Origin of the sequence: Pseudomonas sp. AK181 (genome assembly GCF_051122975.1) — a bacterium.
GTDB lineage: Bacteria > Pseudomonadota > Gammaproteobacteria > Pseudomonadales > Pseudomonadaceae > Aquipseudomonas > Aquipseudomonas lactis.
This window is the reverse complement of record NZ_CP146348.1, coordinates 5,408,737-5,433,455: the sequence shown is the minus strand read 5'-3', so window position 1 is coordinate 5,433,455 and position 24,719 is coordinate 5,408,737. Positions and strand designations below refer to the sequence as shown.

Sequence of the window (24,719 nt, the reverse complement as noted above, 5' to 3'; positions counted from 1 at the left end):
ATAGGTGTTGAGATGCCCGTCATTTCCGGCTGGTACACGTTCTGCCCTACCGCGGCTGACCAAGGTAGCCCAAAACTTCTGGATCTCCTTTATGACGTGCGAGCGAATGCCGGCAAAGTGGCCTTCTTCGACATACAGGTGGACATCGACTGCGTGTTGGGCAGGCAGCCGGACTATGATGCTGCGTTCAGTAGGCTCGAGGACGCGGACGAGGTAATTTACCTCTTGCGCGTGCCCCTAGTAATGGACGGCGATCCTGTCACGCCCCGGCAATGGATTAGCGGCAAGCGCGATCCCTCCGTTCTGCGTACCATGTATAGCGACAATGGTTCCGCGATAGCGATACACAATGGGAACGACAGTCGTAATCCCCTGTCACGTTTCCAGCCCCATGTTGAGGGAAGCAACGACATCCTCTTCGGGCCCTATGCGATAAAGGAAAGCTCCGACGACGATGCCATCACGTTCGATCTGAACGCTTCGTTTCTTGACAGTGCCGCTCTGCAGCAGGCGACCATTATCGCGGAAGAACTCCGTGCTACCCGTGCGCTGCCTACGACTTTGCATTCGCCAGTCGGGAAAGGCGGGTCATAACCGTTTTTGTTTTGCGCAACTGCCATTCTGCTTGTGGTTGGGAATGTTTGCGAACCAACACCGCAATGTTCGAAGCGCGAGCGGTAAAGATCCGGCTTGGGGCGGAAGCCGTCGATCAGAAGGATCAGCTCTTGGCCATTGCCTGCTTATCGTCACTTTGGCATTCGTTGATTCTGTTCAATCTCGAGCCAGGGCATCCGTCGTCGTCTGTTGTGCATCCTTTGCACGTAATGTTGCTGTACGTCTGCAATGTCGTCATCTGCCGCCCATCTAACGCGCGGCAGAGCGGCAGCGGTGCATTGCCAACTCCGCTTCCGTAAATTTCTGACGGTAAAATCGCCTGAAAGCGAATTTTTGATACCGGATGAGATGCCACCATTTGGGCTCTAGAAGCAGTTGGAGCCTTGGCCATGAGCAAAGAACCGCAAGCGATAGTCGCCTTGCTGGATCAGCAATATGAGCAGTTGTTGGTGGACGCGAGACGCCTGGTAACAAGCTATGTGGATGCGTCCATGAAGCTGTACAAAAAGACTGGGGCCAGATCTGTTGTAGCTGCCGTGTCAATCAAGCAAACGAGCCCGAATGCGTACTCGATCTACTGGTGCAAACTGGTGCCACTGCATGGGCAAAAAAACAAATTCGCGCCCCTTACTATTGCCAAGGGCAATGGCAAACACAAATACCCGGCTTCCTCGTTCGAGTTTGTTAAATACCCTTACCGCCGCCTGGTTTTGCAGGTTGAGGAGCGTCTTGCTGAGATTCGTAGCATTGCCAGCGAGAATCGTCAGCTGCGTCGGACGTTGGTCGCTTATGAAAAGAAACTGTCTAGATACCAAGCGCTTGATCATGGCGGTCTCTATTCGGGAGAGTAGAGGCTGAGTGCCTATAAGCAGTGCCGAACGGATCTGAACCGATTTTAGCGTCCGAAAGCCCCGTGCAGCATGGTCTGACGGGGCTTTCTTGTATCAGCAGTGAATTCCTGTGCGACATGTTGCAGCGCTTGAGTAGGTTACGGGCTATAAGCAGTGTAGTGCGCTAAATCTACTCGCTGCCAGCCAGCAGGCCAGTGCATGCGGGGTTCACAGGCTATATTTGCTATTAGCAGTGATGCGTACGTCCAAGGCTGCTGGCCAACTGCGATCTGTATTAGCAGTGAGAGGCTTCACTTTCATAAAATAAACATTGGTAGGTGCCGGTCTAGCTGGTACCTGTGTCGCGCAGCGGATGGCGGCGGTGATGCGCTACCCTTCACTGCATCGCTGCTGTTCGAATGCAATGCGGTTCATTACGCAGATGGGGATGGGGTAGCCCTGGATGTGGGTCGTGAGAGCCTCGCTGCCGGCGATCACCATGATGCAGGAGAGGCCTCTGCGGAAGCGCATTCCTCGTCCCGAGTAATTGCGCGGGATGATCTCCCATGATTCGTCGTCGTAGTAAAAACCAACGATTTCTGACCAGTGCGATTGGACGCCCGCGCCCATGATGCCTACTGGTGTCAGGCAGAAAATTTCTACCTGGGTTTCCTGCCCAAGAGGTACGGCGTAAACCCGACCGTTTGGTGCAATGGGTGGGAAGTACTGCCCGTTACCGAGGTGGCGAAATTCCATGGTGGTGCTCCGGATAGATGAGGTCGCTAGACACTCTCCGGTAGTTTTAGGAAAACCCAAGATCAGATGTTGCCTGCGAGTCGGCGCACGGGTTATGGCGTACCGGGCAAGCTAATTCGCCACATCGAGAAGCGAGCATGCCGTTGATCTAAGCGCTTCGGCGCTCCGGTCATTTTCGCATTGACGCGGCAACTGACTACCCAGCCAAGGTCATCGCTGATCTCATGGACTTGGGTGGCAAATATTGCGTATCGCAGTAGTGATGCCTTGCAGGTGGATTCGGGTAGGCGCCCGCTGCCGATGAAAAGGCAGCGGACAGTTTGTTACAGGTATCTGGTCATACCGCTGAAGACTCAATCGTCGCCACGCTTCTTGTCCAGATACGCTGCGACCATGTAGCCAACAGCACCTGTGATGGTGAGCGCACTGATGACCGCAAGTACCGCATATACCAACAATTCAAAACGATCCACGCCCTGACTCCTTTGACTCGAGGTAAGCCAAGTTTAAGGGCGTCTGATCTAATCCCAAATCTGCTGCGTAGTGCCTTAGCGGCTGGTACCGGCTGCTTCCTTCAGTAGGGTGGCTCGGGCACCGACGTATGCATCAGTTTCCCAGATACGTAAATTTCCGAGCTCGTAGGCGACGTGATCCCGCGCCTCTAGATCCTCGTCGTGGGGAGCGTTTCCCCCAAGAATCGGAGCTTTATGATCGGCCCATTGTTCGTAGAGCTCGCAGGCATACGCTGAGCGGCAATCATCAAAATTTAACCCATGAGCAAGCAAAAGCTCCTTAGCTGCAGGTAGGCTGTTTTGCCGCCATATCCGCCATGCTTCTTGTCTTGGATGGTGACAGTGCCGCACACCTTGAACTGCCGAGGCCGTTTCCAAAACGGCGATCTGCTTGCCCCCTGAGATATTAATTTTGCGGTGATCGTATGGATCTTCGCTGCCGTTACTTACCGAATGATATCCGTCTGCTTTGGCGTCATTCAGAGCTATTCGGGCATCGAAGAAAAACGCTTCACGCAGCGAAATGCCCAGATACCGCACTAACATAATCACCACCGCCAGGTGCTCAGAGAGGCGAGTTTGAACGTCTTCTACAGCTGCCTCGAACCTCGCTTGATCAAGGCTGCGCGGGACGGTAATCCGTGCATGGTTAGGAAAGCCAATACGGTCGCCAACGTCAGCTGTCGCGACTTTCCAGCCACCATCGGTTGCAAGGGCCATTACTGAATACACGGTCTCAAGCAAGTTCGCCGCGCCTTGCTGCGAGAGATTCCCGTGGTACACCTGGATACAGAGTTCTTCGCCGTATTGCCGCACCAGTTTTTTATTGACGAGCTCCAGGATGTCCACCTCATGAGACTCCTTGGCGTAAATACTAAACTGGGCCCACTGCTGGTCGTGGATCATTGCCTCGTGTTGGCTGAGGAGGCCGCGCCGGACTGCCTCCCTGAGGATCGCCGAACCGGCCTTGCTCAAGTCCCGATCAAAATGTAGGTGGAAACTCTGCTTCATGGTCATTCCTCCAATCAGCTCAGGTGCTGAGCTGCTGTAGGGAATGTTGAGGAAGAAAAAATATCCTGTGGTTCGTTTTCGGTCGCTTTCAGCACCTGAAATTGACGAGCGCATCCGTCCCGTAAACGGTCGTTTATGGCACACCTATTCCAAATGATCTGTCGTTTTCAGAAGACGACCGCACCATCTGACTGGATGTAACGCCTGGTGTGCATACGGCTCCTGACAGCCCAATATCAGGAGTCGTCTGCACCAATCTCGACTATGCTCAATACTCGTGTGCACCAAAGCGAGGTTTGGGCATGACATCAGACACTCCACCGATTGCCGCGCAAGGCGTGGCCACCCTGCCCGACGAGGCATGGGCGCAAGCCCGGCACCGGACGGAAATCATCGGGCCACTGGCAGCGCTTGAGGTGGTCGGGCATGAAGCCGCCGATGAGGCAGCCCAAGCGCTGGGCCTGTCCCGGCGACAGGTATATGTCCTGATCCGTCGCGCCCGGCAGGGTACTGGCCTGGTAACAGACCTGACGCCCGGCCGATCCGGCGGCGGCAAAGGCAAGGGGCGCTTGCCGGAACCGGTCGAGCGCATCATCCGCGAGCTGCTGCAAAAGCGCTTCCTGACCAAGCAGAAACGCAGCCTGGCGGCGTTCCACCGCGAAGTCGCGCAGGCGTGCAAAACCCAGAAGCTGCCGGTGCCGGCGCGCAACACCGTGGCCCAGCGGATTGCCGGACTACACCCGGCGAAAATAGCCCGCAGCCGGGGCGGGCAGGACGCTGCCCGTCCCTTGCAAGGCGCGGGTGGCATTCCGCCCGAAGTCACCATGCCGCTGGAACAGGTGCAGATCGACCACACCGTCATCGACCTGATCGTGGTCGACGAGCGCGACCGGCAACCGATTGGCCGCCCATATTTGACCCTCGCCATCGACGTGTTCACGCGCTGCGTACTCGGCATGGTGGTCACGCTGGAAGCGCCGTCCGCCGTCTCGGTCGGCCTATGCCTCGCGCATGCCGCCTGCGACAAGCGGCCCTGGCTGGAAGGGCTGAATGTGGAAATGGACTGGCCGATGAGCGGCAAGCCCAGGCTGCTCTATCTGGACAACGCGGCCGAGTTCAAAAGCGAAGCGCTGCGCCGTGGCTGCGAACAGCATGGCATCCGGCTGGACTATCGCCCACCAGGCCAGCCGCACTACGGCGGCATCGTGGAACGGATCATCGGCACGGCGATGCAGATGATCCACGACGAATTACCGGGGACGACCTTCTCCAATCCCGGCCAGCGCGGCGAGTACGATTCCGAGAAGATGGCCACCCTGACGCTGCGCGAGCTGGAGCGCTGGCTCGCGTTGGCGGTAGGCACCTATCACGGCTCCGTGCACAACGGCCTGCTCCAGCCGCCGGCCGCGCGCTGGGCCGAGGCCGTGGAGCGCGTTGGCGTCCCGGCCGTCGTTACCCGCCCCACCGCGTTTTTGGTCGATTTCCTGCCGGTGATCCGCCGCACCCTGACCCGCACCGGCTTTGTCATCGACCACATCCACTACTACGCCGACGCCCTCAAGCCGTGGATTGCCCGGCGCGAGCGCTTGCCCGCCTTCCTGATCCGGCGCGATCCGCGCGACATCAGCCGCATCTGGGTACTGGAACCGGAAGGTCAGCACTATCTGGAGATCCACTACCGCACCTTGTCCCATCCGGCCGTCACCCTCTGGGAACAACGCCAGGCGCTGGCCAAATTGCGTCAGCTCGGGCGCGAGCAGGTGGACGAGTCGGCGCTGTTCCGCATGATCGGGCAGATGCGCGAGATCGTGACCACCGCCCAGAAGGCCACGCGCAAGGCGCGGCGCGACGCTGATCGCCGCCAGCACCTCAAGACGTCGGAGCCACCGGCCAAGCCCATACCGCCGGATGTGGACATGGCTGACCCGCAGGCAGACAACCTGCCGCCGGCCAAACCGTTCGATCAGATCGAGGAGTGGTAGCCGTGGACGAATATCCCGTCATTGACCTGTCCCACCTGCTGCCAGCGGCACAGGGTTTGGCCAGGCTGCCGGCAGACGAGCGCATCCAGCGCATTCGCGCCGACCGCTGGATCGGCTACCCGCGCGCGGTCGAGGCGCTGAACCGGCTGGAAACTCTGTATGCGTGGCCGAACAAGCAACGCATGCCAAACCTGCTGCTGGTCGGCCCCACCAACAACGGCAAGTCGATGATCGTCGAGAAATTCCGGCGGGCGCACCCGGTCGGCACCGACGCTGACCAAGAACATATCCCGGTGCTGGTCGTGCAGATGCCGTCAGAGCCATCGGTGATCCGCTTCTATGTCGCGCTGCTGGCTGCGATGGGCGCGCCGCTGCGCCCGCGCCCACGGCTGCCGGAAATGGAGCAACTGGCGCTGGCCCTGCTGCGCAAGGTCGGCGTGCGCATGCTGGTGATCGACGAACTGCACAATGTACTGGCTGGCAACAGCGTTAACCGGCGCGAGTTCCTCAACCTGCTGCGCTTCCTCGGCAACGAGCTGCGTATCCCCCTGGTCGGGGTCGGCACGCGCGAGGCGTACCTGGCCATCCGTTCGGACGATCAGTTGGAAAACCGCTTCGAGCCGATGCTGCTGCCGCCGTGGGAGGCCAATGAGGACTGCTGCTCGCTGCTGGCCAGCTTCGCGGCGTCACTCCCGCTACGGCGGCCATCCCCGATTGCCACGCTGGACATGGCCCGCTACCTGCTCACGGGGTTTGGGGAGCAATGGAACCAAAAACCAACGTAAGCCCGACTAGCTCCGTTCAGAGCCCTCTTCCCAGGCATCCGACTCGATAAAACCATTGCGCAACTTGACCACCCATTGGCGCCGTTATTGACCAGCCGGCTGCATTCTTGACCAGTTATTTGCATTCGGAGTGACCAGGAGGGGGGCAATAGAGAAAACGGAAAAAATCGTACGCTAAGGCCAAGCGTGTTTTGCTAATGAACTGTGCTAGCAGACAAAACCAGCGGCTAGCACAACATCGATTACTTGCATTGCGACACCCAGTACGAATTGCACGGTACTCCAGTCGTTTTGGGCAGCTATAAAATCGAATTTCGTTATCGAAGTTCGATTATTATGGATTAATCTGTGGAAAATCAGGTAGGCCAACGCATGACTAATACCTCCACCGATGACCGCAGCCCATGGTCGGTTTTTCTTATTTTTCTACGACTTGGATTGACCTCCTTCGGCGGCCCCATCGTGCACTTAGGCTATTTCCGTGACGAGTTCGTCACACGACGGCGCTGGTTGTCTGAACGCAGCTATGCTGATTTAGTGGCGCTGTGCCAATTTCTTCCAGGCCCAGCAAGCAGCCAGGTCGGCATAGCGTTGGGGCTATCACGGGCTGGATATAGCGGGGCGCTGGCTGCTTGGACAGGCTTTACGCTGCCTTCGGCCGTAGCTTTAATCCTGTTCGCGCTGGGCATTTCCAACTATGGGGATTCCGTTTCGCCGGGCGCGTTGCATGGCCTAAAAGTGGTGGCCGTTGCCGTAGTCGCCCAAGCGGTATGGGGCATGGCGCGCAACCTGTGTACGGATGGGCTGAGAGTCACAATAATGGCGATTGCCGCCTGTGCTGTCCTGCTCGTACCGTCCGCGTGGGGGCAGGTTGGTGTGATTGCTGCCGCAGGCATCATAGGCCGACTATTGTTCAAGCCAGCACATACTGTTGAGCACGACCCACTACCTATCACGGTCAGTCACCGGGCCGGCGCACTTTGGCTATCGTTATTTTTTGCCCTGCTGATTGGCCTACCGATCTTGGCAAAATTGCTGCCAAGTCCAACGATGGTGGTAGTGGACGCCTTCTATCGTGTGGGGTCACTAGTGTTCGGTGGTGGCCACGTTGTGTTGCCGCTGCTGCAAGCCGAAGTGGTGTCCTCCGGCTGGGTCAGTAATGAATCCTTCCTCGCGGGGTACGGGGCGGCTCAAGCGGTGCCCGGCCCATTGTTCACATTCGCCGCGTTCCTTGGTGCTTCGATGAGCACCGCTCCCTCTGGCTGGGTCGGCGGTATTGTGTGCCTACTGGCTATCTTCGCACCCTCTTTTCTGCTGGTTGTGGGAGCCATGCCATTTTGGGAGCGTCTGCGTCGCAATACAGGCATGCAAGCCGCGCTGGCTGGGGTCAATGCGGCGGTGGTTGGCCTGCTGCTGGCCGCGTTCTATCACCCTGTATGGACTAGCGCCATATTTCAGCCGCAAGACTTTGTCTTGGCCCTGGTCGCCCTTGTCGCACTGATGTTCTGGAAGCTCCCGCCGTGGCTAGTTGTCGTCGGCAGCGGTGCAGCGGGTTGGCTGTTGAGTATCGCGCTGTGAGGCACGAAAAATGACAGATAAAGACCTGTACGGCGGGTTGATCCGCCTGCACATACTTCACCATGCAGCCGAGAAGCCCGTCTTCGGACTGGGAATCATCGAAGAACTGCAACGACACGGCTACGAGCTGAGCGCCGGGACGGTATACCCAATGCTGCACGGGCTGGAAAAGAAGGGCTATTTGACCTCACGCCACGAACGCACCGGGCGACGTGAACGGCGTGTCTATGAGATCACTGAGCAAGGCCAAGTTGCGCTGGTCGAGGCACGTGCAAAGGTTAAGGAACTGTTCGGCGAGTTGATCGAAGGTTGCTGAGTTTACGGCTTCAACTCGGCGTCAGGCGGTTCACTGGCACCGCGTCAGACTAGGGCCGCTTTCTGCATTTTCTGACGCCAAGGCGTCAATCTCTATGGCCTCAACCTGACAGGCCGAATGCTTAGCGTACGATTTTTTCCGATTTCTCTATCGACCCCAGGAGGATCTGAATTGATCTCTCCACCATGTGTACACTGCCTGACAGCGGAGTTCGTCGCGGTTTAATCTAGAAAGACTTGCCCTAGGGAGATCAGCACGGCTGGAAGAACTGACCCAAACGAGGCAGCAGGTCGCATTTGACGATATCTTCACTGTATACTTTATCGCTCAGCCATACCTCTTGAGCTACAGGAACACCAGCATGACTGTACTCCAAACGATCTACTGGCAGCCTACGCCGCCTTAGCGCTACGCCCCCTCGCAACATCTCGCTTCCGCTAGTTTCGCTCGCGGTCGCGTACTGCTGTATGCCCGGTTTTTACACCCAAGGCACACAGCCAAATAATCCTCACAACTTGAATTCGTATCGACGCGCTCGCCATCTGCCTGGTGTGCGTGTGGTGCATTGCCTTGGATATTCTGATGCTGCAATCGCTCAAACAAACGTGGTTTTCCAACGTCCGTGGAGACGTGCTCGCGGGGATCGTGGTCGCGCTCGCGCTGATCCCGGAGGCCATTGCTTTCTCTATCATTGCCGGCGTCGACCCCAAGGTCGGTCTCTACGCCTCCTTCTGTATCTGTGCTGTCATCGCCTTCGTCGGCGGTCGACCCGGCATGATCTCGGCAGCTACCGGTGCGATGGCACTGCTGATGGTCACCCTGGTAAAAGATCACGGGCTTCAGTATTTGCTGGCAGCCACCTTGCTCTGCGGGGCGCTTCAAATCCTCGCTGGATACCTGAAACTGGGCTCTCTGATGCGCTTTGTTTCGCGCTCGGTAGTCACAGGCTTTGTGAATGCATTGGCGATTCTGATTTTCATGGCGCAGTTACCTGAATTGACCAACGTGACCTGGCACGTTTACGCCATGACCGTAGTGGGCCTCGGAATAATCTATCTGTTTCCGTATGTACCGAAGATCGGCAAGCTGATTCCCTCGCCGCTGGTGTGCATCCTGGCCCTGACGGCCATTGCTATTTACCTCGGTCTGGATATCCGCACTGTGGGTGACATGGGCGAACTGCCGGACACGCTGCCGATTTTCCTGTGGCCTGAAGTCCCGCTGAACGTTGAAACTCTGCGCATCATCTTCCCGTACTCAGCCGCCTTGGCCGTAGTAGGTCTGCTTGAGTCCATGATGACCGCGACCATCGTCGACGATTTGACCGATACCACCAGCAACAAAAACCGTGAATGCAAGGGTCAAGGCATTGCCAACATCGCTGCCGGGATGCTCGGCGGTATGGCAGGCTGCGCCATGATCGGCCAGTCGATCATCAACGTGAAATCCGGTGGACGTACCCGTCTCTCCACATTGTGCGCGGGCATTTTCTTGCTGCTGATGGTCGTTTTCCTCGGCGAATGGCTCTCCAAGATCCCGATGGCTGCATTGGTTGCTGTGATGATCATGGTATCCATCGGCACCTTTAGCTGGGATTCCTTGCGCAATCTGAAAGAGCACCCACTGTCGACCAACCTCGTCATGGTCGCGACCGTTGTGGTGGTCGTGGCAACGCATAATCTGGCTTACGGCGTGTTGGTCGGCGTACTGCTGGCTTCGTTGTTCTTTGCGAACAAGGTCGGACATTACCTCGATATCAAGAGCAGTCTTGAAGAGACGGAGTCGCATCGGACTTACCGCGTGGTAGGCCAGGTGTTCTTCAGCTCGGCAGACAAGTTCACCGAAGTTTTTGACTTCAAGGAAGCGCTCAACAAGGTCACCATCGATCTGACACAGGCGCATTTCTGGGATATCACCGCCGTCGCCGCGCTGGATAAAGTGGTAATCAAGTTCCGTCGCGAGGGCGCCGAGGTTGAAGTGCTGGGTCTAAATGAGGCCAGCGCCACAATCGTTGACCGCTTTGGCGTGCATGACAAACCTGGCGCCATCGACAAGCTCATGAGCCACTAAGGAGATCGACAATGACCCACGTAATGGCATGTATTGATAACTCACAATCCTCATTGGCGGTCTGCGACTACGCAGCATGGGCGTCGCAGCGACTCAACGCGCCTCTTACCTTGCTTCACGTATTGGATGAAGAGAAATACCCAGCAGCAGCTGACCTAAGTGGAAATATTGGTCTCGGCAGTCGAGAGCATCTGCTGGAGGAGCTGGCTACATTGGATGCCCAACGCGCCAGACTCGCTCTGGAACAGGGCCAACACATGCTGGAAAAGGCCAGGGAGCGAACGGTCATTTCCGGCGCTGCGTTTCCTGAGCTGAAGCAGCGCCACGGACACTTGGTAGAAAGTCTGAGCGACCTTCAGGAGGATATTCGACTGTTGGTGATAGGAAGAGTGGGTGAAGACAACTCACGCAACGCGCACAGCCTTGGCAGCCAGATAGAAGCTGTAGTGCGAACAATTCACCGGCCTATCCTGATCACAGCCAACAGCTATAAAAAGCCCGAAAAGGTGATGCTCGCATTTGACGGCAGCTCCACAGCCTACAAAACCATCCAAATGTTTGCCGCCAGTTCGCTTTGCAAAGACTTGCCCATTCATCTTGTTACGGTCGGTGCAGATTCGGTGAGCAATCACGAGGCACTGGGAAAAGCACAAAGCATGCTTCTCTCGGCTGGCTTCCTAGTCCAAGCTGAAATCAGACAAGGTGAGGTGGAGTCGGCTCTGCACGATTATCAGACAGAGCACGGCATTGATCTGCTGGTCATGGGTGCCTATGGGCATTCACGCATCAGGCAGTTTTTGGTAGGAAGCACGACTACGACGATGCTTCGAACAGCCACCATGCCTGTATTGCTGCTGCGCTGAGATAACTCTCTAAGCCACAGTGTTTCTACTTATTGAGAAATGCTGTGGTCAATCCCATCTAAGCTATCTGACAACATAGCCCACTGAGTTCGACCTGCGCACCTAAATATCGTCGTCTGGATTACGCAGTGGCCGTAGCTCACCTCGGGCGACCTCTTCTGGTACCGCGAAGGAGTACCGTCCCAACATATTGATGTGCTCGAAGATCAGCGGCGACAAACGAGCCAGGTCTTCGTCCTGTACCGGGTAGCCGTGCTGCTTTAACCGCTCCACGGCAGCCGTCATGTAGAGGGTATTCCATAGCACAATGATATTTACCACCAGGCCCAGGGCACCGAGTTGATCCTCCTGGCCTTCTCGGTAGCGCTGGCGAAGCTCGCCTCGTTTGCCATGGAACACGGCGCGAGCCAGGCTGTGTCGGCCTTCGCCGCGATTCAGTTGGGTCAGGGTGGCGCGGCGCTTGGACTCATCATCAATGTAGGTCAACGTATGCAGGGTTTTCTCGATCCGTCCGAACTCTGCCAACGCCTGGGCCAGACGGGTCGGACGATCTCCCGTTTGTAGGGTGCGCATGATGCCTGTCGCCGGCACTCGGCCAAGTTTGAGTGAGCCAGCCAAACGCAACAGGTCATCCCAGTGCTCGGCGATCAGGTCGAGCTTGACTGACTGGCGAGCAAGTCCGTTGAGCTTGCCGTAATCCGCGTCCGGGCGGGTGCGCCAGAAGCGGGTACCGCCGACATCAGCCAGGCGCGGGCAGAAGTGATAACCGAGCAGACGGAATAACCCGAACACCACATCGCTGTAAGCACCGGTATCGGTCATGATTTGTGTGGGCTGCAATTCGGTCTGTTGTTCCAGCACAACCGCGAGCAATACTAGGCTGTCGCGCAGGGTGCCGGGCACCGTAATGGCGTTAAGACCGGAAAACTGGTCGGAGATCAGGTTGTACCAGGTGACGCCCCGGCCGGTACCGAAATACTTCGGGTTAGGGCCGGCATGTACGGTACGCACAGGTACGACAAAACGCATGCCATCGGCGGAGGCCACCTCGCCGCCGCCCCAGACCTGAGCCAGCTCCAGTTGACTCTGCGCAGCCACCAAAATGGCATTGGCTGCCGACAGGGTATCGTCACGGAGATAGTTCTGGCTCACCCAGGACATTCGGTCACGGCGCAGCGCTTGGTTGTCGTTGCGAGTCAAGGGCTCCAGGCCGGTGTTACAGGCTCCTCCCAAGAGCACTGCGCACAAACTCGTCACCAAGTTGTCGGCCCGCGCATTGCGTTCGGACACATGGGTGAAGGCTTCAGTGAAGCCGGTACGAGCGGCGATTTCTAACAGGATTTCCGGCAAATCGACACGCGGCATCAAGTCGGCCACGGCTGCACGCAGTTGCAGCAACGAGTTGGGCTCTTCCAGCTTCTCCAGCGCTCCGAGGGACAGCTCGGTTTTGCCCTCTGTATTCTCACTCAACTGGATCGCAGGATTGTCGGGCAGGCGAGCGGCGACTGCGTACCAAGTCGCATCCAGCTCGGCAGACAAGGCGTCCAAGGTGGTTTTGGCGTTCACAGTCAGGCCCAGTGAGCGACAGATGATCGGTCGCGCCGACAGCCATTCTGCACCATCGAGCAGACCGATACGCGGGTCGGCATAGCGCCAACTGGGTGCAACAAAGACATCGCGGCGGCGTAGGGCCGTGCGTAGTGCATCAAGCGTGCAGAAGACATAGGCGCCCATGTCGAGGGAGCCATCTTCGCGAGTGATGTGGTTCTGCCAAGCCTTGGCCACGATCTCCTGCGGCACGTCATCCTCCGGCTTCCTGCGAGGCAAGTTCAGTTGCAACCAGTCCAAACTAGCCGCCACACCCTTACCCGCCGGGCTGAAGCCGAAGCGAATATGTTTCAATAAGTCAGGAAGGAAACGGCGCACGCTGCGGTAGCGCTCCTCCAGAGCGAGGTAAAACACATCGTTGGCCGGACGGATCAACGCATTGACCTCTTCCAGGGCTTTCTCCAGCGTGACACGTGGCAGGTCGTTGAACAGCCGGGCACGGACATTGTCATCGCTGATCGAGCTATCCAGCACGACCTTGCACGCAGCGGCGAGCATTGCCGCCGAGCGATCCAGGTCTTTTAGACTACGCAACCGAGCCTTCTTGTCAGCCTTCTCTGCGTTGTTGAAGATATCACGCAGTAGCGCTTCCAGAACTTCCAGAGCATCGTCGTGCGCACTGGCTTCCAAGGAAACCGCGAATGCCACCAACGTCGCCAACCGGCGCGACGCCGGCAGTCGATTGATGGCCGTGACCTTCGCGGTGTTGGCAAAGCGAGCCAGGGCGGCAATGCGGCTGGGAGGGATATGCGCAGCTGCCGGTAAGGCGATACCCAACCCGCGTACATCATCCAGCCGACGCAGCGCCCGAACCAGTGCAGGGCCACTGACCATCACCGGGCCGGAGCGTAGTTGATCCAGTCGGGAACTACGGTTGCCTTCGGCCACCAGAAGCAAGTCTTGTAGGTGCTGTCTTTGCTCCTCGGTCACGCTGCGGCCCAAGGTGTACCAGAGGCGTTCTTCAACCCGGCTACGCAGTTGGGCAATGAAGCGCTCTAACTGGGAAATTCCGGGCAATAGGACTTTCTGTGTGAGCAGCCATGAGGTAGCTCGTTCGAACAGCACGCCAGGACGATCAGTACCAGTCCAGCAAAGGGCATACAGCCATCGGCTCAAACGAAAGCCGATGCCTGGGTCAGTAAAGTGGCGATAGCCATAGCGCTCTTGAATATCGGCCGCATGTATCCAGCGACGATGATCGCTATAACGTACAAGACAGTCAGGGTCGGCGATTGCCAATTGCCGACAAAGCACAAGCAGGGGATGTAAGCCGGAACCCCAGAAATTTCCGTCACCCTAGTTGGGTGGGCTCAACACTCGTGTCACCAGCTACCTTCTGGAGAATCGAGCTCGGCCATCCCTCCCTGGACGGGCATCGCTCGACGATGTTCAACGGCTCCCTCACGGGGCCGTCGTTTTGTGGGGGCTATTCCATCCACAAGTCGTCGAGGTTCTTGAAGTTCCAGAGCGTCGGGTCTTCGGGGCCAGTGATACTGTCCTTGCAACTCGTGGCCGCCAGGTCGATGGTCTGCATCGGGATCGGCTCTCTCGAGCGTAGCGAGAAGAACACGCGAACCTTGGGAGTCAGCAGTGATTCCATTCCCGGCTCAACGACAACGGCCAGACGCTGAGAGGACAGGCGAACCAAGGAGCCGACGGGGTAGATGCCCACGGCCTTGACGAAGGCGTGGAAGATGCGTTTGTCGAAATGGCCCTCCCACTTGGCCATCTGCCGCATCGCCGCGGACGGGTCCCACGGCTTTTTGTAGGCTCGCTCCGACGTCACGGCATCATAGACGTCGCAGATTGCGCCCATGCGGGCCAGGAGTGAAATGGCGTCACCGGCCAAGCGATCCGGGTAGCCGGTTCCGTCGATCTTCTCGTGATGGTGCAGGGCAATGTCCACCACCCCGGGCTCGGCCCCGCCTGCGCGCAGCATCTTTGCGCCCTCCACAGGGTGGCGCTTCATGATGGCGAACTCGGCATCGGTGAGCTTGCCTGGTTTGTTAAGCACTTCCAGCGGCATCGCGGCCTTGCCTAGGTCGTGCATCAGTCCGCCGATGCCAGCCAGGCGCGTTTGCTCCTCGTCTAGATCGAGATGCCGGGCCAGCGATAGCATCAGGGCGCAGACGGCAACCGAGTGCAGGTAGGTGTAATCGTCGTGCGTTTTGATGCGTGCGACGCTGATGAGGGCATGAGGTTGGCGCAGCACCGAGGCAGCGATTTCTCCGACCAGCGGCAACGTCGTGCTTGGGTCGACGGCCTTGCCAAGCCGGGCTTCCTGGAACATGTCCATGACTTGGGACTTGGCCGCAAGACAGAGTTTCCGTGCATAACACATTTCGCTCTCCATTGAGGTTGCGCCGTCACTTTTCTTGCTTAGTGGACTAGACGGCAGAGATTGCTCCTCCGACAATTCTCTGGGCTCTGGGCTCTGGGCTCTGGGCTCTCTGGGCTCTCTGGGCTCTCTGGGCTCTCTGGGTCGACTTGGCTTTTGGCCAAGTCGACCCAGACCTCCCCGACGCCACATTCTCGAATGGCAGAGAGATCCTGAGGCTCGGTCAGCAGGAAGCTGCCGCGCCAGAATGGGTGTCGAACCCAAGAGCCGGCGAGCTTGTGGATGTACATGCCGAGACGAAGCTCGGATACGGGAATGCGTTTTACCAACTTATTTTCCTTTCTGAGTTGGGTGGTTAGGCGTGCGCCGAGGCTGGCACCCAGCGGTAGAGCGGAGGTAAGGTCACGCCAAGATTCTTGGATCAGCCGGAACCGCCGAAATTTCCGTCAGCCGATCAACATGGCTTTGTCTCGCGCTCGGTCGATGCGTTCCTGCATCGCCTGCATGACTTCTTCGTGGGTGTACGACTTGGCGTTGGGGTCGTCGGCCTCTCGGAGAGCTTCCTCGACCTCGCGGGTCATCCGCGCATATTCTTCCGGCCACAGCGCTTGCTCCATGCGCAGCGACGCCTGCCCAAGCAGGTGCAGCAGGCCGAACAGCCGCATGTCATTGGTGGCGACGACGTGCTCTCGAATCCGCTCCTGGATCACCTCGCAGGCCCGATGCGCCTCTGGCGTCGCCGTGCCCTCGTAGCCGGCTGGGAGTTCTGCTTCTTCAGCGATTCGCGCCCAAGCGATAGCCAGCGCCTCGATGGTGGACAGGTTCATTTGCTCATCCACTTGCGCAGCAGACGCTTTTTCAGGGAGGCGCGCTCTTGCGGATTGCGTCCCTTGTGGTTGGCAATGCGATCCGCCGTGGCGGCCTGGCGCTTGATGGGCCAGTAGGAGCGGCCATCCTTACCCATCGACCAGACGTTGCTGACCTGGTTTTCCAGTAGAGGCAGATGGGCGCATAGAGCTTCCGGCGACGCGCTGGCCAGCGCGGTGCGCTCGTGGGTTCGCCAGCGCTGATGCCAGAGTTTCTTGTCCTCGCGCTCGCTACGGCAGGTCGTGTGCCCAACGATGGGCGTTTTGCGGCGGCTGCGGCTCATGATGTGGTTGTCTCCAAGAACATTCAGGACAGGCTTTCTGGGTAGAGCGCCGTCAACCGGGACAGGGTTTCTTGCACTTGTTCCAGCGAGGTCATCAGATGATCAACCTGATCCTGAAGATCCACGGCGAGATCAAATAGCTCAGCCACTCGGCTGCGTGATCCCTCGTTGAACGCGGCCATTGCCAGTTGATGCAGCTTCAACAGGTCGGTGCGCAGTTGCGGAGGTGCGCCGTCTGCGCTGTCATTCAAATCGCCGCGCAGCACGTCCACGGCATCGACTGCACGCAGCAGTGCCGTGGTATCGAAATTCTCGGGAGTCAGTTCGTCCCATTCGTCGTCGGTGATGCGGGCTGCCATCAGGAGAGCTCCGATTAAGCGGTTGCGAGCGTTAGATGCCCGATCGGCTCGGCTGCTGGCCGTACCTTGATTTCGATGTCGTAGCCGAGGCGATTCAGACAATCCATCAGCTTGCGTTCGGATAGATTGGTGAAGTCGCCGCGCATCATGCCCGACACCTTCGGTTGCGGGATGCCCATGCGTTTGGCCGCCGCTTGTTGAGTCAGCCCAAGGGCGCGCATGGCCCTCCTGATCTCGACCACCAGGCCGGTCTTGATCTTGAGCTTTTCAGCGTCAGGCAGTCCAAGGTCGGCAAAGACGTTGCCCGAGCTGCGCTGAACCTCGACGCCTTCAATGATTCGTTTTTGCATTTCGTAGCTCCTGTGCCAATACCTCGGCCACCTTCAGCCGAGCGCGGATGATGTCCATGTCGGCCTTTGGCGTGGCGATTCCGCTCTTGCTCTTCTTCTGGAAGCAGTGCAGGACGAACACCGCTTCCGCAAACTTGACCGTGTATACCGCTCGATAGGTGCCGCCGGCATCGTCTTCGACGACCTCCAGCACGCCGGCACCACCGAACCCCTTGAGCACCTTTGCTGCGTCATCCTGATCGCCTATCTGCGCCAACGAGAGCGCGTAACCGAAACGGCGACGCACGTCGGACGGCAACGCCATCAAATCCTTGTGGCTGCTCGCGATCCATTCGAGCGGTTTTTCTTTGTTTGTCATGACGGAATTTTATACCTGTTCAGGTAATGATGTAAACGCGGCAACCTCAAGGAGGTGTCGTAAAACATTTGTTTTGCGACAGGCTGTCAGCCGCCGCTGTGCTACCTGTGCAACACCCCCTCAAAAATGTACGGAAAACTCTATCGCTATTCACTATTATGCGGAAACCTGTTTTTGATGGTTATCCGCCTATGTTGGTTGGCTACATGCGCGTGTCGTCGGACTCCGACCGCCAGAGCACGGACTTGCAGCGCGACGCGCTGCTCGCCGCCGGCGTCGATCCGCGTCACCTGTTTGAGGATCGTGCCTCTGGCGCGAAGGATGACCGTGCCGGCTTGGCGCGGGCGCTTGAGTTCGTTCGAGCCGGCGATGTGCTGGTGGTGTGGAAACTCGACCGGCTCGGTCGCTCGCTGTCGCACCTGCTCGCCATTGTGACTTCGCTCAAGGACAAGCGGGTGGCGTTCCGCTCGCTGACAGAGAACCTGGACACTACGACGCCCTCGGGCGAATTCCTGTTCCAGGTGTTCGGTGCGCTCGCGCAGTACGAGCGCGCCTTGATTCAGGAGCGCGTCGTCGCGGGCTTGGCCGCCGCACGCAAACGCGGCCGGATCGGCGGCCGGCCGCAGGCGATCACTGGTGAGAAGCTGGACGCCATCGTCGCCGCGCTCGATGGCGGCATGTCTAAGGCGGCGGTGTGCCGCAACTTCAATGTCAAGCGCACTACGTTGATCGAAACATTGACGCGAGCAGGTTGGCGTGGTGCGGGAAGGACGGTCGATGAGCAACAAGAATAAGCTACTCACCGTCTTTTCTGACGCAGAGCAGGAAGCCTTGTACGGCCTACCGGACTTCGACGATGCTCAGCGGCTGGAATACCTGGCGTTGACCGAATCTGAACTGGCGTTCGCCAGCAGCCGGCCTAGCCTGCAGGCCCAAGTCTATTGCGTCTTGCAGATCGGCTACTTCAAGGCCAAGCATGCTTTCTTCCGCTTCGATTGGCATGAGGTCGAGGACGATTGCGCCTTCGTGCTGAGTCGCTATTTCCACGGCGAAGCGTTCGAACGCAAGGCGATCACCAAGCATGAGCACTACAGCCAGAGGGGTCAGATCGCCGAACTGTTCGGCTACCGGTCGTGGGCGGCTAGCTTCCTGCCGCAACTGGCACAGCAGGCTGAACAGATCGTGCGGCGCGACGTAATGCCAGGATTCGTGGCCGCCGAACTGATCGTTTGGCTCAGCGAGCACAAAATCATCCGGCCCGGCCACACCACCTTACAAGAGCTGGTCAGTGAAGCCCTGTCCACCGAACGCAGGCGCTTGGGCGGCTTGCTGGCAGAAGTGTTGGACGAATCGGCCAAAGCTGCGCTGGGCCAGCTCCTGGTGCGTGACGACACCCTGTCTCAACTGGCAGCGCTCAAGCAGGACGCTAAAGATTTCGGCTGGCGTCAGATGGCAGGGGAGCGCGAGAAGCGCGCCACGCTGAAGTCCTTGCACGGGATCGCCAAGGCGCTGCTGCCCAAGCTCGGCATCTCGCAGCAGAACCTGCTGTACTACGCGAGCCTGGCGAACTTCTATACCGTCCATGACCTGCGCCACCTGAAGGCGGAGCAGACCCGGCTCTACCTGCTGTGCTATGCCTGGGTACGTTACCGGCAGCTCACCGACAACCTGGTCGACGCGATGGCCTTCCACATGAAAAAACTTGAGGACGAGAGCCGCACGGGTGCGAAACAGTCCTTTGTCGCCGAACAGCTGCGACGCCATCAGGAAACGCCGCAGGTTGGCCGCCTGCTGTCGCTGTACGTGGACGACAGCGTGGCCGATCCGACGCCGTTCGGCGAGGTGCGCCAACGCGCCTACAAAATCATGTCCAGGGAATTGCTGCAAAACACGGCGCAGCGCATGAGCGTCAAGCCACTGAACAAACTGGCGCTGCACTGGCAGGCGGTGGACGGCCTGGCCGAACGCATTCGACGCCATCTACGGCCGCTGTACGTCGCGCTCGACTTCGCCGGCACGGCCCCCGATAACCCATGGCTCGCGGCGCTGACTTGGGCCAAGAGCGTGTTCGCCAAGCAGCAGCGCCTATCACAACGGCCACTCGACGAATGTCCGGCGGCAACGCTGCCGAAACGCTTGCGTCCGTACCTGCTGATGTTCGATGCCGAAGGCACGCCGACAGGCCTGCATGCCGATCGTTACGAATTCTGGCTTTACCGTCAGGTCAGGAAACGCTTCCAGGCGGGCGAGCTCTACATTGACGACAGCTTGCAGCACCGGCATTTGTCCGACGAGTTGGTTTCGATGGACGAGAAAGCCGCCGTGCTCGCGCAGATGGACATCCCCTTCCTGCGGCAGCCGGTCAGTGCCCAGCTCGATGCACTGGCGGCCGAGTTGCGTGCGCAATGGGTGGCGTTCAATCGCGAGCTGAAACAGGGCAAGCTGACGCACCTGGAATACGACAAGGACACGCAGAGACTGACCTGGCGCAAGCCCAAGGGGGAGAACCAGAAGGCGCGCGAGCAAGCTCTCTACGAGCAACTGCCATACTGCGATGTCGCCGACGTGTTTCGCTTCGTCAACGGCCAGTGCCAGTTCCTGTCGGCGCTGACACCATTGCAGCCACGCTATGCGAAGAAGGTAGCCGACGCCGACAGTCTGATGGCGGTGATCATTGCCCAAGCCATGAACCACGGCAACCAGGTTATGGCACGTACCAGCGACATCCCGTACCACGTCCTGGAGAGTACCTACCAGCAGTACCTGCGCCAGGCGACGCTACATGTGGCCAACGATTGCATCAGCAACGCCATCGCCGCACTGCCGATCTTCCCGCATTACTCGTTCGACCTCGATTCGTTGTACGGTGCCGTTGATGGGCAGAAATTCGGCGTCGAGCGACCAACTGTGAAGGCGCGCTACTCGCGCAAATATTTCGGCCGCGGCAAGGGCGTCGTCGCCTACACGCTGCTGTGCAATCACGTGCCGTTGAACGGCTACCTGATAGGCGCACACGAGTACGAGGCTCACCACGTGTTCGACATCTGGTACCGCAACACGTCGGACATCGTGCCGAGCGCGATCACCGGCGACATGCACAGCATCAACAAGGCCAACTTCGCCATCCTGCACTGGTTCGGACTTCGTTTCGAGCCGCGCTTCACCGACCTCGACGACCAGTTGCAGGAGCTGTATTGCGCCGATGATCTGGCATTGTACGAGAAATGCCTGATCCGGCCGGCTGGCCAGATCGACCGGCAACTCATCGTCGGTGAGAAGGCGAACATCGACCGAATCGTCGCCACACTGGGCCTGAAGGAAATGACGCAGGGCACGCTGATCCGCAAGCTGTGCACCTATACGGCGCCGAACCCGACGCGGCGCGCAATCTTCGAGTTCGACAAGCTCATCCGCAGTATCTACACACTGCGCTACCTGCGCGACCCGCAACTGGAGCGTAATGTTCACCGCTCGCAGAACCGCATTGAGTCCTATCACCAGCTACGCTCGACCATCGCCCAAGTCGGTGGGAAGAAGGAATTGACCGGCCGCACCGACATCGAAATCGAGATCAGCAACCAGTGCGCCAGGCTGATCGGCAACGCGATCATCTTCTACAACTCGGCGATCCTGTCCCTGCTGCTGACGAAGTACGAGGCAGCTGGCAATGCCAAGGCGCTGGCGTTGATCACGCAGATGTCGCCAGCGGCCTGGCGGCACATCCTGCTGAACGGGCATTACACCTTCCAGACTGACGGCAAGTTCATCGACCTGGATGCGCTCGTGGCGGGACTGGAGCTGGGCTGACGGAAATTTCTGGGATTCCGGCGTACAACCCCAGCGTAGGGCGAATCGAAGAGAAGTGGACATCGCTCAGCTCCTATGTAGAGAGCCTTCACGGTAGGTGCAGAGGACGACGTTCGACTTGAACGAAAGAGCTATGACTTCTGGAGATCGACCGCAGCCAGGGCGGAGGACGGATCGATGCCCAGCAGCGCCCTGAATGTCCGGGAGAAATGCGCCGAGTCGGAAAAACCTGCCGCATGCGCGGCTTCGGTCAGCCGTCCCCCTTTGGCCAGGTGTTGCAGGGCTTGGGTGAGGCGCAGCCATTTGACATAGCTGCGCAACGGCAGGCCGGTTTGCTCCACGAACCAATGGGAAAAACGCGTGGGTGACAAATGCACCAACGCGGCCATTGCCTCACGCCCCATTTGGCCTTCGCGCAGCGCTGCGGTGACCTTGGTCAAGCGCGGATCAGGGATTGGTGGATCGGCAAGCCGCAACAGCCGACGTACCTGCGCCTGCAACTGGACAGGCGAATGCCCCGACGCCCTCAGTGCCTCGACCATCGCAGCAATATCGGCCGCTACGATCTCCATCAGCCTCACGGCTCCGCTCACCCGCAAGGCACGCGCCTCATCGGACAGCACATCCAGGTAGATCGACAGGACATGCCCAGCACTGAGCCGGTGCTTCAAGCCTGCCGGAATCAAGATGGCAGCCCCAGATTGCCCACCCAACGGCGTTTCAACCGTTATCGCGGCGTCGAGCCCCACTGCAATTTGATGTGCTTGATGATGGTGCCAATCCTGGTGGGCGGCATGGCCGAGAAAGACGCCGATACCGGGGCCGACCCAGGCATGGCCTGACCAGCGAGCCACTTCTGCGGCATCCGAGCTTCGCATTATCTGCCCCGGTCCAGTTCCGCGCTTGGACTCAGCACACTGCTCAGGAGCAACATGGCGGCACCGCCCACGATGCCGATGTCCGCCAAGTTGAATGCAGGCCAATGCCAGGATTGCCAGAAAAAATCCAGATAGTCGATCACATGGCCTCGGAAGCTGCGATCGATCAGATTCCCCACTGCCCCTCCCAGTATGAGGCTATAGCCCAGCGCTTCGAGCTTGGCCCTGGGCTTACGCAAGAGCAACGCGAGCCCAATCGAAACAACCAGTGCGAGGAGAATGAAGAAGTAGCGCTGCCAACCGCCCGCGTCAGCTAGGAAGCTGAACGCTGCGCCGGTATTCCAGAAATGGACCAGATTGAAGACTGGGGTCAGAGGAACCACGGCGCCGACCGAGAGCGAACCCTCAATTACATATTTGATCGCCTGGTCGGCCAGGGCAACGGCTAGCGATAGCGTCCACCAGAGCCCGGGAGTGATACGGTGCGCCATTCCAAGTGGCGATTTCATTGTTTCGCTCCCTGAAACAGTCGCTGCAATCCGGGTGAGACGGGCATCGGCGCGAATGCACTGATCCTCGCGCGTCCGGTATTGCCGAGCGGTACCCAGATCTTCGAGAACAACACGGCAGCGATGATCCGTGGTGCTTGGCCGAACATTTCCCGGTAGTCGCGCAACTGCCAGCCAGCCCTTAGCATCAACCAATGGCTCCGCGCATGCAGGACGGGCATGTGCTGGCTCAAGATGTGGGCGCGCTCGAGCCAGGGGAATGCCTCGGTTGGCGCCTTTTCACGGAGTGCTGTCCTTGCCTGGAAAAAGGCTTCATCGATGGCATTGCGGAGGGCGGTATTCATCTGGAACTCACTTGCGCAGCAGTTGGAAGGCCATGATTCTGGGCCGATCGTGCAAGTGAACACCCTGTAGCCGCTATAGGGTCAAGCTCTACGCTTTGAGCAGAAGCGAATGGCACTTTTCTAGCGCGCCTTATGGAAGCCGTTTGCCTCCCTCCACTAGACCCGAAAGTATTCCGCAGTCCAGGCTTTGTCGTTCGTCATCGCAGCAGCTGCGTAACGTCACCAACTGGTTTTCCAGGGCTTGCAAGGATGCGATCTGGGCCCTGACCTGGGCGATATGGCTATCAAGCAGCGTATTGACCGCCGCGCACGGTTGCTGCGGCTGTGCTTGAACGCTCTGCAAAACACCAATTTCGTCCAACGACATGCCAAAGGACCGGCAACGGCGGATGAACAGCAGTTTCTCCACATGATCCGCTTCGTAGGCTCGGTAGCCATTTGCCTGGCGATTGGGCGATGCAAGCAGGCCCTGGCGCTCATAGAAACGAATGGTCTGAATGTCCGCTCCCGTCAGCTGTGCAAGTTGACCAATGCGCATAGGCTGCTCCTCGATAAACAGCCAGTATATCCAGGCTTGACCCTATACCTGCTATATGGTTTTCAATTGCCAGAATTGAACCTGATAGGAGAGGCGGATCATGAGCTCGTGTGAAAAATCCTGTGGCTGCGGTTCAGTGTCAGCGCCTGCTGAAGCAGCGAGCGCGCCCTCGACCGAAGGAGCCTGGGTCAGCCATTTTTCTGTACCCAAGATGGATTGCCCTTCGGAAGAGCGAATGATTCGGCTCGCGCTGAATAGCTTGCCTGAGCTTCGTTCGTTGTCCTTTGATCTGAGCAGCAGGCAGGTACTCGCTTTCCATGACGGGGCGGTTGACCCAATCACTACCAAGCTGGAGTCCCTGGGTCTAGGGGCAGCGCTACTGGGGACTCAACCAGCTAGTCAGGAAGCAGCCTCGACCAATCGCGCTGATGAGGAATTAGCGGCGTCGAAAGAGGCGAGCACCCTGAAAATTTTGCTCGGCATCAACGCTGCCATGTTTGTTATCGAGATGGGCGCAGGGTTGATCGCTCAGTCGACGGGCCTTATTGCCGACTCGCTGGACATGTTTGCGGATGCTGCCGTCTATGGCTTGGCTCTCTTTGCCGTCGGCCGCAGTGCACAGCTGCAAGTTCGCGCTGCGCACCTGGCGGGTTTCTTTCAGATCCTGTTGGCACTGGGCGTACTCGTGGAGGTGGCTAGACGCTTCCACTATGGCAGCGAACCTGAGTCGATGCTGATGATGGGGATTGGCTTAGTTGCACTCGTCGCAAACGCCAGCTGTCTCTTGATGATCTATGGCCATCGCGAAGGCGGTGCACACATGAAAGCGAGCTGGATTTTTTCGGCCAACGATGTGCTCGCGAACATTGGCGTTATCGTCGCCGGCGCGCTGGTTGCGTGGACGGGCTCTCCCTACCCAGACTTGGTGATTGGTACGGTCGTTGGCCTCATCGTATTGAACGGTGCGCGCCGAATCCTGGCATTGAAAGCCTGACCAACCGATCCTGTATTCCATCGCGATGGGCTCACTTTCTACAAGTGAACATCAATGGTACGGACAGTCCAATAAACCTTCGTTTGATAGACGCCTCTGGCGAGGTGTGCTGGGTGCACTCCTGGAAGGATTGAGCTACAATGTAGCTCATCAATCTGGAGGATCAAA

At 58.5% G+C, this 24,719-nt stretch carries 24 protein-coding genes and 1 pseudogene; 11 read left to right on the top strand and 14 right to left on the bottom strand.

Annotated features, from left to right (window positions below; all coding sequences use genetic code 11):
* The first annotated feature begins 12 nt into the window (after positions 1 to 12).
* Together V8689_RS24830 and mobI are read left to right on the top strand one after the other, a co-directional pair.
* Complete coding sequence (locus V8689_RS24830) at positions 13 to 594, top strand: hypothetical protein (RefSeq protein ID WP_017735520.1); 582 nt, start codon at positions 13 to 15, stop codon at positions 592 to 594.
* Between the two features lie 410 nt (positions 595 to 1,004).
* Positions 1,005 to 1,466: a conjugative transfer protein MobI(A/C) gene (gene mobI, locus V8689_RS24825; RefSeq protein WP_014754508.1), complete on the top strand. Its 462-nt coding sequence runs from the start codon at positions 1,005 to 1,007 to the stop codon at positions 1,464 to 1,466.
* 369 nt (positions 1,467 to 1,835) lie between these two features.
* Here the strand turns inward: mobI and V8689_RS24820 are convergent, their stop codons facing one another.
* Complete coding sequence (locus tag V8689_RS24820; protein ID WP_017735521.1) at positions 1,836 to 2,201, bottom strand: hypothetical protein; 366 nt, start codon at positions 2,199 to 2,201, stop codon at positions 1,836 to 1,838.
* Between the two features lie 548 nt (positions 2,202 to 2,749).
* Positions 2,750 to 3,724: a hypothetical protein gene (locus V8689_RS24815; RefSeq protein WP_017735522.1), complete on the bottom strand. Its 975-nt coding sequence runs from the start codon at positions 3,722 to 3,724 to the stop codon at positions 2,750 to 2,752.
* Between the two features lie 302 nt (positions 3,725 to 4,026).
* Between V8689_RS24815 and V8689_RS24810 the strand changes: the two genes are divergently transcribed.
* The 6 genes from V8689_RS24810 to V8689_RS24785 all read left to right on the top strand — a co-directional run bounded on the left by V8689_RS24810 (position 4,027) and on the right by V8689_RS24785 (position 11,318).
* Positions 4,027 to 5,706: a Mu transposase C-terminal domain-containing protein gene (locus tag V8689_RS24810; RefSeq protein ID WP_003465068.1), complete on the top strand. Its 1,680-nt coding sequence runs from the start codon at positions 4,027 to 4,029 to the stop codon at positions 5,704 to 5,706.
* 2 nt (positions 5,707 to 5,708) lie between these two features.
* Positions 5,709 to 6,491 (top strand): TniB family NTP-binding protein, encoded by a 783-nt coding sequence (locus V8689_RS24805; protein WP_434520639.1) that lies wholly within the window; start codon positions 5,709 to 5,711, stop codon positions 6,489 to 6,491.
* A gap of 372 nt (positions 6,492 to 6,863) precedes the next feature.
* Entirely contained in the window at positions 6,864 to 8,069 is a 1,206-nt protein-coding gene (chrA, locus tag V8689_RS24800; protein ID WP_017735062.1) for a chromate efflux transporter, read from the top strand.
* 10 nt (positions 8,070 to 8,079) lie between these two features.
* On the top strand, positions 8,080 to 8,385 hold the full coding sequence (locus V8689_RS24795; protein ID WP_017335982.1) for a PadR family transcriptional regulator: 306 nt from the start codon (positions 8,080 to 8,082) through the stop codon (positions 8,383 to 8,385).
* 582 nt (positions 8,386 to 8,967) lie between these two features.
* On the top strand, positions 8,968 to 10,455 hold the full coding sequence (locus V8689_RS24790) for a SulP family inorganic anion transporter (protein WP_017735063.1): 1,488 nt from the start codon (positions 8,968 to 8,970) through the stop codon (positions 10,453 to 10,455).
* 11 nt (positions 10,456 to 10,466) lie between these two features.
* On the top strand, positions 10,467 to 11,318 hold the full coding sequence (locus V8689_RS24785) for a universal stress protein (protein WP_017735064.1): 852 nt from the start codon (positions 10,467 to 10,469) through the stop codon (positions 11,316 to 11,318).
* 102 nt (positions 11,319 to 11,420) lie between these two features.
* Here the strand turns inward: V8689_RS24785 and V8689_RS24780 are convergent.
* The 8 genes and pseudogenes from V8689_RS24780 to V8689_RS24745 all read right to left on the bottom strand — a co-directional run.
* Positions 11,421 to 14,186 (bottom strand): annotated as a pseudogene (locus V8689_RS24780) (Tn3 family transposase); the annotation flags it as partial.
* A gap of 166 nt (positions 14,187 to 14,352) precedes the next feature.
* The gene (locus V8689_RS24775) at positions 14,353 to 15,222 is read right to left on the bottom strand and encodes an HD-GYP domain-containing protein (protein ID WP_223198360.1); all 870 of its coding nucleotides are present in this window, start codon (positions 15,220 to 15,222) and stop codon (positions 14,353 to 14,355) included.
* 83 nt (positions 15,223 to 15,305) lie between these two features.
* Positions 15,306 to 15,554 carry a DUF3391 domain-containing protein gene (locus V8689_RS24770; protein WP_313453700.1) on the bottom strand — a complete coding sequence of 83 codons (249 nt, stop codon included), beginning with the start codon at positions 15,552 to 15,554 and terminating at the stop codon, positions 15,306 to 15,308.
* Positions 15,555 to 15,710: 156 nt separating this feature from the next.
* Positions 15,711 to 16,091 carry a hypothetical protein gene (locus V8689_RS24765; RefSeq protein ID WP_001054412.1) on the bottom strand — a complete coding sequence of 127 codons (381 nt, stop codon included), beginning with the start codon at positions 16,089 to 16,091 and terminating at the stop codon, positions 15,711 to 15,713.
* Positions 16,088 to 16,414, bottom strand: a complete 327-nt coding sequence (locus V8689_RS24760) for a hypothetical protein (protein WP_000091614.1) — start codon at positions 16,412 to 16,414, stop codon at positions 16,088 to 16,090. Before V8689_RS24760 ends, V8689_RS24765 begins: the two co-directional genes overlap by 4 nt.
* Before the next feature lie 23 nt (positions 16,415 to 16,437).
* Complete coding sequence (locus tag V8689_RS24755; RefSeq protein ID WP_000741275.1) at positions 16,438 to 16,773, bottom strand: hypothetical protein; 336 nt, start codon at positions 16,771 to 16,773, stop codon at positions 16,438 to 16,440.
* A 14-nt stretch (positions 16,774 to 16,787) separates the two neighbouring features.
* Complete coding sequence (locus tag V8689_RS24750) at positions 16,788 to 17,123, bottom strand: helix-turn-helix domain-containing protein (RefSeq protein WP_001172026.1); 336 nt, start codon at positions 17,121 to 17,123, stop codon at positions 16,788 to 16,790.
* Positions 17,104 to 17,481 carry a type II toxin-antitoxin system RelE/ParE family toxin gene (locus V8689_RS24745; protein WP_003151133.1) on the bottom strand — a complete coding sequence of 126 codons (378 nt, stop codon included), beginning with the start codon at positions 17,479 to 17,481 and terminating at the stop codon, positions 17,104 to 17,106. The genes V8689_RS24750 and V8689_RS24745 overlap by 20 nt, the downstream gene beginning before the upstream one ends.
* Positions 17,482 to 17,672: 191 nt before the next feature.
* On the opposite strand from V8689_RS24745, the gene V8689_RS24740 reads away from it, so the two are divergent.
* Together V8689_RS24740 and V8689_RS24735 are read left to right on the top strand one after the other, a co-directional pair.
* The gene (locus V8689_RS24740) at positions 17,673 to 18,275 is read left to right on the top strand and encodes a recombinase family protein (RefSeq protein ID WP_010465829.1); all 603 of its coding nucleotides are present in this window, start codon (positions 17,673 to 17,675) and stop codon (positions 18,273 to 18,275) included.
* Positions 18,259 to 21,288, top strand: a complete 3,030-nt coding sequence (locus V8689_RS24735) for a Tn3 family transposase (protein WP_010799689.1) — start codon at positions 18,259 to 18,261, stop codon at positions 21,286 to 21,288. The genes V8689_RS24740 and V8689_RS24735 overlap by 17 nt, the downstream gene beginning before the upstream one ends.
* 131 nt (positions 21,289 to 21,419) lie before the next feature.
* Here the strand turns inward: V8689_RS24735 and V8689_RS24730 are convergent, their stop codons facing one another.
* The 4 genes from V8689_RS24730 to cadR form a co-directional block, all read right to left on the bottom strand.
* A complete protein-coding gene (locus V8689_RS24730) occupies positions 21,420 to 22,166 on the bottom strand; it encodes a helix-turn-helix transcriptional regulator (protein ID WP_024015048.1) in 747 nt (248 codons plus the stop codon).
* Positions 22,166 to 22,675: a signal peptidase II gene (gene lspA / locus V8689_RS24725; protein ID WP_003452327.1), complete on the bottom strand. Its 510-nt coding sequence runs from the start codon at positions 22,673 to 22,675 to the stop codon at positions 22,166 to 22,168. The genes V8689_RS24730 and lspA overlap by 1 nt, the downstream gene beginning before the upstream one ends.
* The gene (locus V8689_RS24720) at positions 22,672 to 23,019 is read right to left on the bottom strand and encodes a DUF3703 domain-containing protein (protein WP_024015047.1); all 348 of its coding nucleotides are present in this window, start codon (positions 23,017 to 23,019) and stop codon (positions 22,672 to 22,674) included. Before V8689_RS24720 ends, lspA begins: the two co-directional genes overlap by 4 nt.
* Before the next feature lie 130 nt (positions 23,020 to 23,149).
* Complete coding sequence (gene cadR / locus V8689_RS24715) at positions 23,150 to 23,557, bottom strand: Cd(II)/Pb(II)-responsive transcriptional regulator (RefSeq protein WP_024015046.1); 408 nt, start codon at positions 23,555 to 23,557, stop codon at positions 23,150 to 23,152.
* Positions 23,558 to 23,657: 100 nt separating this feature from the next.
* On the opposite strand from cadR, the gene V8689_RS24710 reads away from it, so the two are divergent.
* Positions 23,658 to 24,551, top strand: a complete 894-nt coding sequence (locus V8689_RS24710; RefSeq protein ID WP_033902376.1) for a cation transporter — start codon at positions 23,658 to 23,660, stop codon at positions 24,549 to 24,551.
* Positions 24,552 to 24,719: the final 168 nt, after the last annotated feature.

Excerpts from the sequence above, each read along its gene's own strand:
- V8689_RS24830 (WP_017735520.1), top strand. The coding sequence starts at position 13 with ATGCCCGTCATTTCCGGCTGGTACACGTTCTGCCCTACCGCGGCTGAC.
- mobI (WP_014754508.1), top strand. The coding sequence starts at position 1,005 with ATGAGCAAAGAACCGCAAGCGATAGTCGCCTTGCTGGATCAGCAATAT.
- V8689_RS24820 (WP_017735521.1), bottom strand. The coding sequence starts at position 2,201 with ATGGAATTTCGCCACCTCGGTAACGGGCAGTACTTCCCACCCATTGCA.
- V8689_RS24815 (WP_017735522.1), bottom strand. The coding sequence starts at position 3,724 with ATGAAGCAGAGTTTCCACCTACATTTTGATCGGGACTTGAGCAAGGCC.
- V8689_RS24810 (WP_003465068.1), top strand. The coding sequence starts at position 4,027 with ATGACATCAGACACTCCACCGATTGCCGCGCAAGGCGTGGCCACCCTG.
- chrA (WP_017735062.1), top strand. The coding sequence starts at position 6,864 with ATGACTAATACCTCCACCGATGACCGCAGCCCATGGTCGGTTTTTCTT.
- V8689_RS24795 (WP_017335982.1), top strand. The coding sequence starts at position 8,080 with ATGACAGATAAAGACCTGTACGGCGGGTTGATCCGCCTGCACATACTT.
- V8689_RS24790 (WP_017735063.1), top strand. The coding sequence starts at position 8,968 with ATGCTGCAATCGCTCAAACAAACGTGGTTTTCCAACGTCCGTGGAGAC.
- V8689_RS24785 (WP_017735064.1), top strand. The coding sequence starts at position 10,467 with ATGACCCACGTAATGGCATGTATTGATAACTCACAATCCTCATTGGCG.
- V8689_RS24775 (WP_223198360.1), bottom strand. The coding sequence starts at position 15,222 with ATGGACATGTTCCAGGAAGCCCGGCTTGGCAAGGCCGTCGACCCAAGC.
- V8689_RS24770 (WP_313453700.1), bottom strand. The coding sequence starts at position 15,554 with ATGTACATCCACAAGCTCGCCGGCTCTTGGGTTCGACACCCATTCTGG.
- V8689_RS24765 (WP_001054412.1), bottom strand. The coding sequence starts at position 16,091 with ATGAACCTGTCCACCATCGAGGCGCTGGCTATCGCTTGGGCGCGAATC.
- V8689_RS24760 (WP_000091614.1), bottom strand. The coding sequence starts at position 16,414 with ATGAGCCGCAGCCGCCGCAAAACGCCCATCGTTGGGCACACGACCTGC.
- V8689_RS24755 (WP_000741275.1), bottom strand. The coding sequence starts at position 16,773 with ATGGCAGCCCGCATCACCGACGACGAATGGGACGAACTGACTCCCGAG.
- V8689_RS24750 (WP_001172026.1), bottom strand. The coding sequence starts at position 17,123 with ATGCAAAAACGAATCATTGAAGGCGTCGAGGTTCAGCGCAGCTCGGGC.
- V8689_RS24745 (WP_003151133.1), bottom strand. The coding sequence starts at position 17,481 with ATGACAAACAAAGAAAAACCGCTCGAATGGATCGCGAGCAGCCACAAG.
- V8689_RS24740 (WP_010465829.1), top strand. The coding sequence starts at position 17,673 with ATGTTGGTTGGCTACATGCGCGTGTCGTCGGACTCCGACCGCCAGAGC.
- V8689_RS24735 (WP_010799689.1), top strand. The coding sequence starts at position 18,259 with ATGAGCAACAAGAATAAGCTACTCACCGTCTTTTCTGACGCAGAGCAG.
- V8689_RS24730 (WP_024015048.1), bottom strand. The coding sequence starts at position 22,166 with ATGCGAAGCTCGGATGCCGCAGAAGTGGCTCGCTGGTCAGGCCATGCC.
- lspA (WP_003452327.1), bottom strand. The coding sequence starts at position 22,675 with ATGAAATCGCCACTTGGAATGGCGCACCGTATCACTCCCGGGCTCTGG.
- V8689_RS24720 (WP_024015047.1), bottom strand. The coding sequence starts at position 23,019 with ATGAATACCGCCCTCCGCAATGCCATCGATGAAGCCTTTTTCCAGGCA.
- cadR (WP_024015046.1), bottom strand. The coding sequence starts at position 23,557 with ATGCGCATTGGTCAACTTGCACAGCTGACGGGAGCGGACATTCAGACC.
- V8689_RS24710 (WP_033902376.1), top strand. The coding sequence starts at position 23,658 with ATGAGCTCGTGTGAAAAATCCTGTGGCTGCGGTTCAGTGTCAGCGCCT.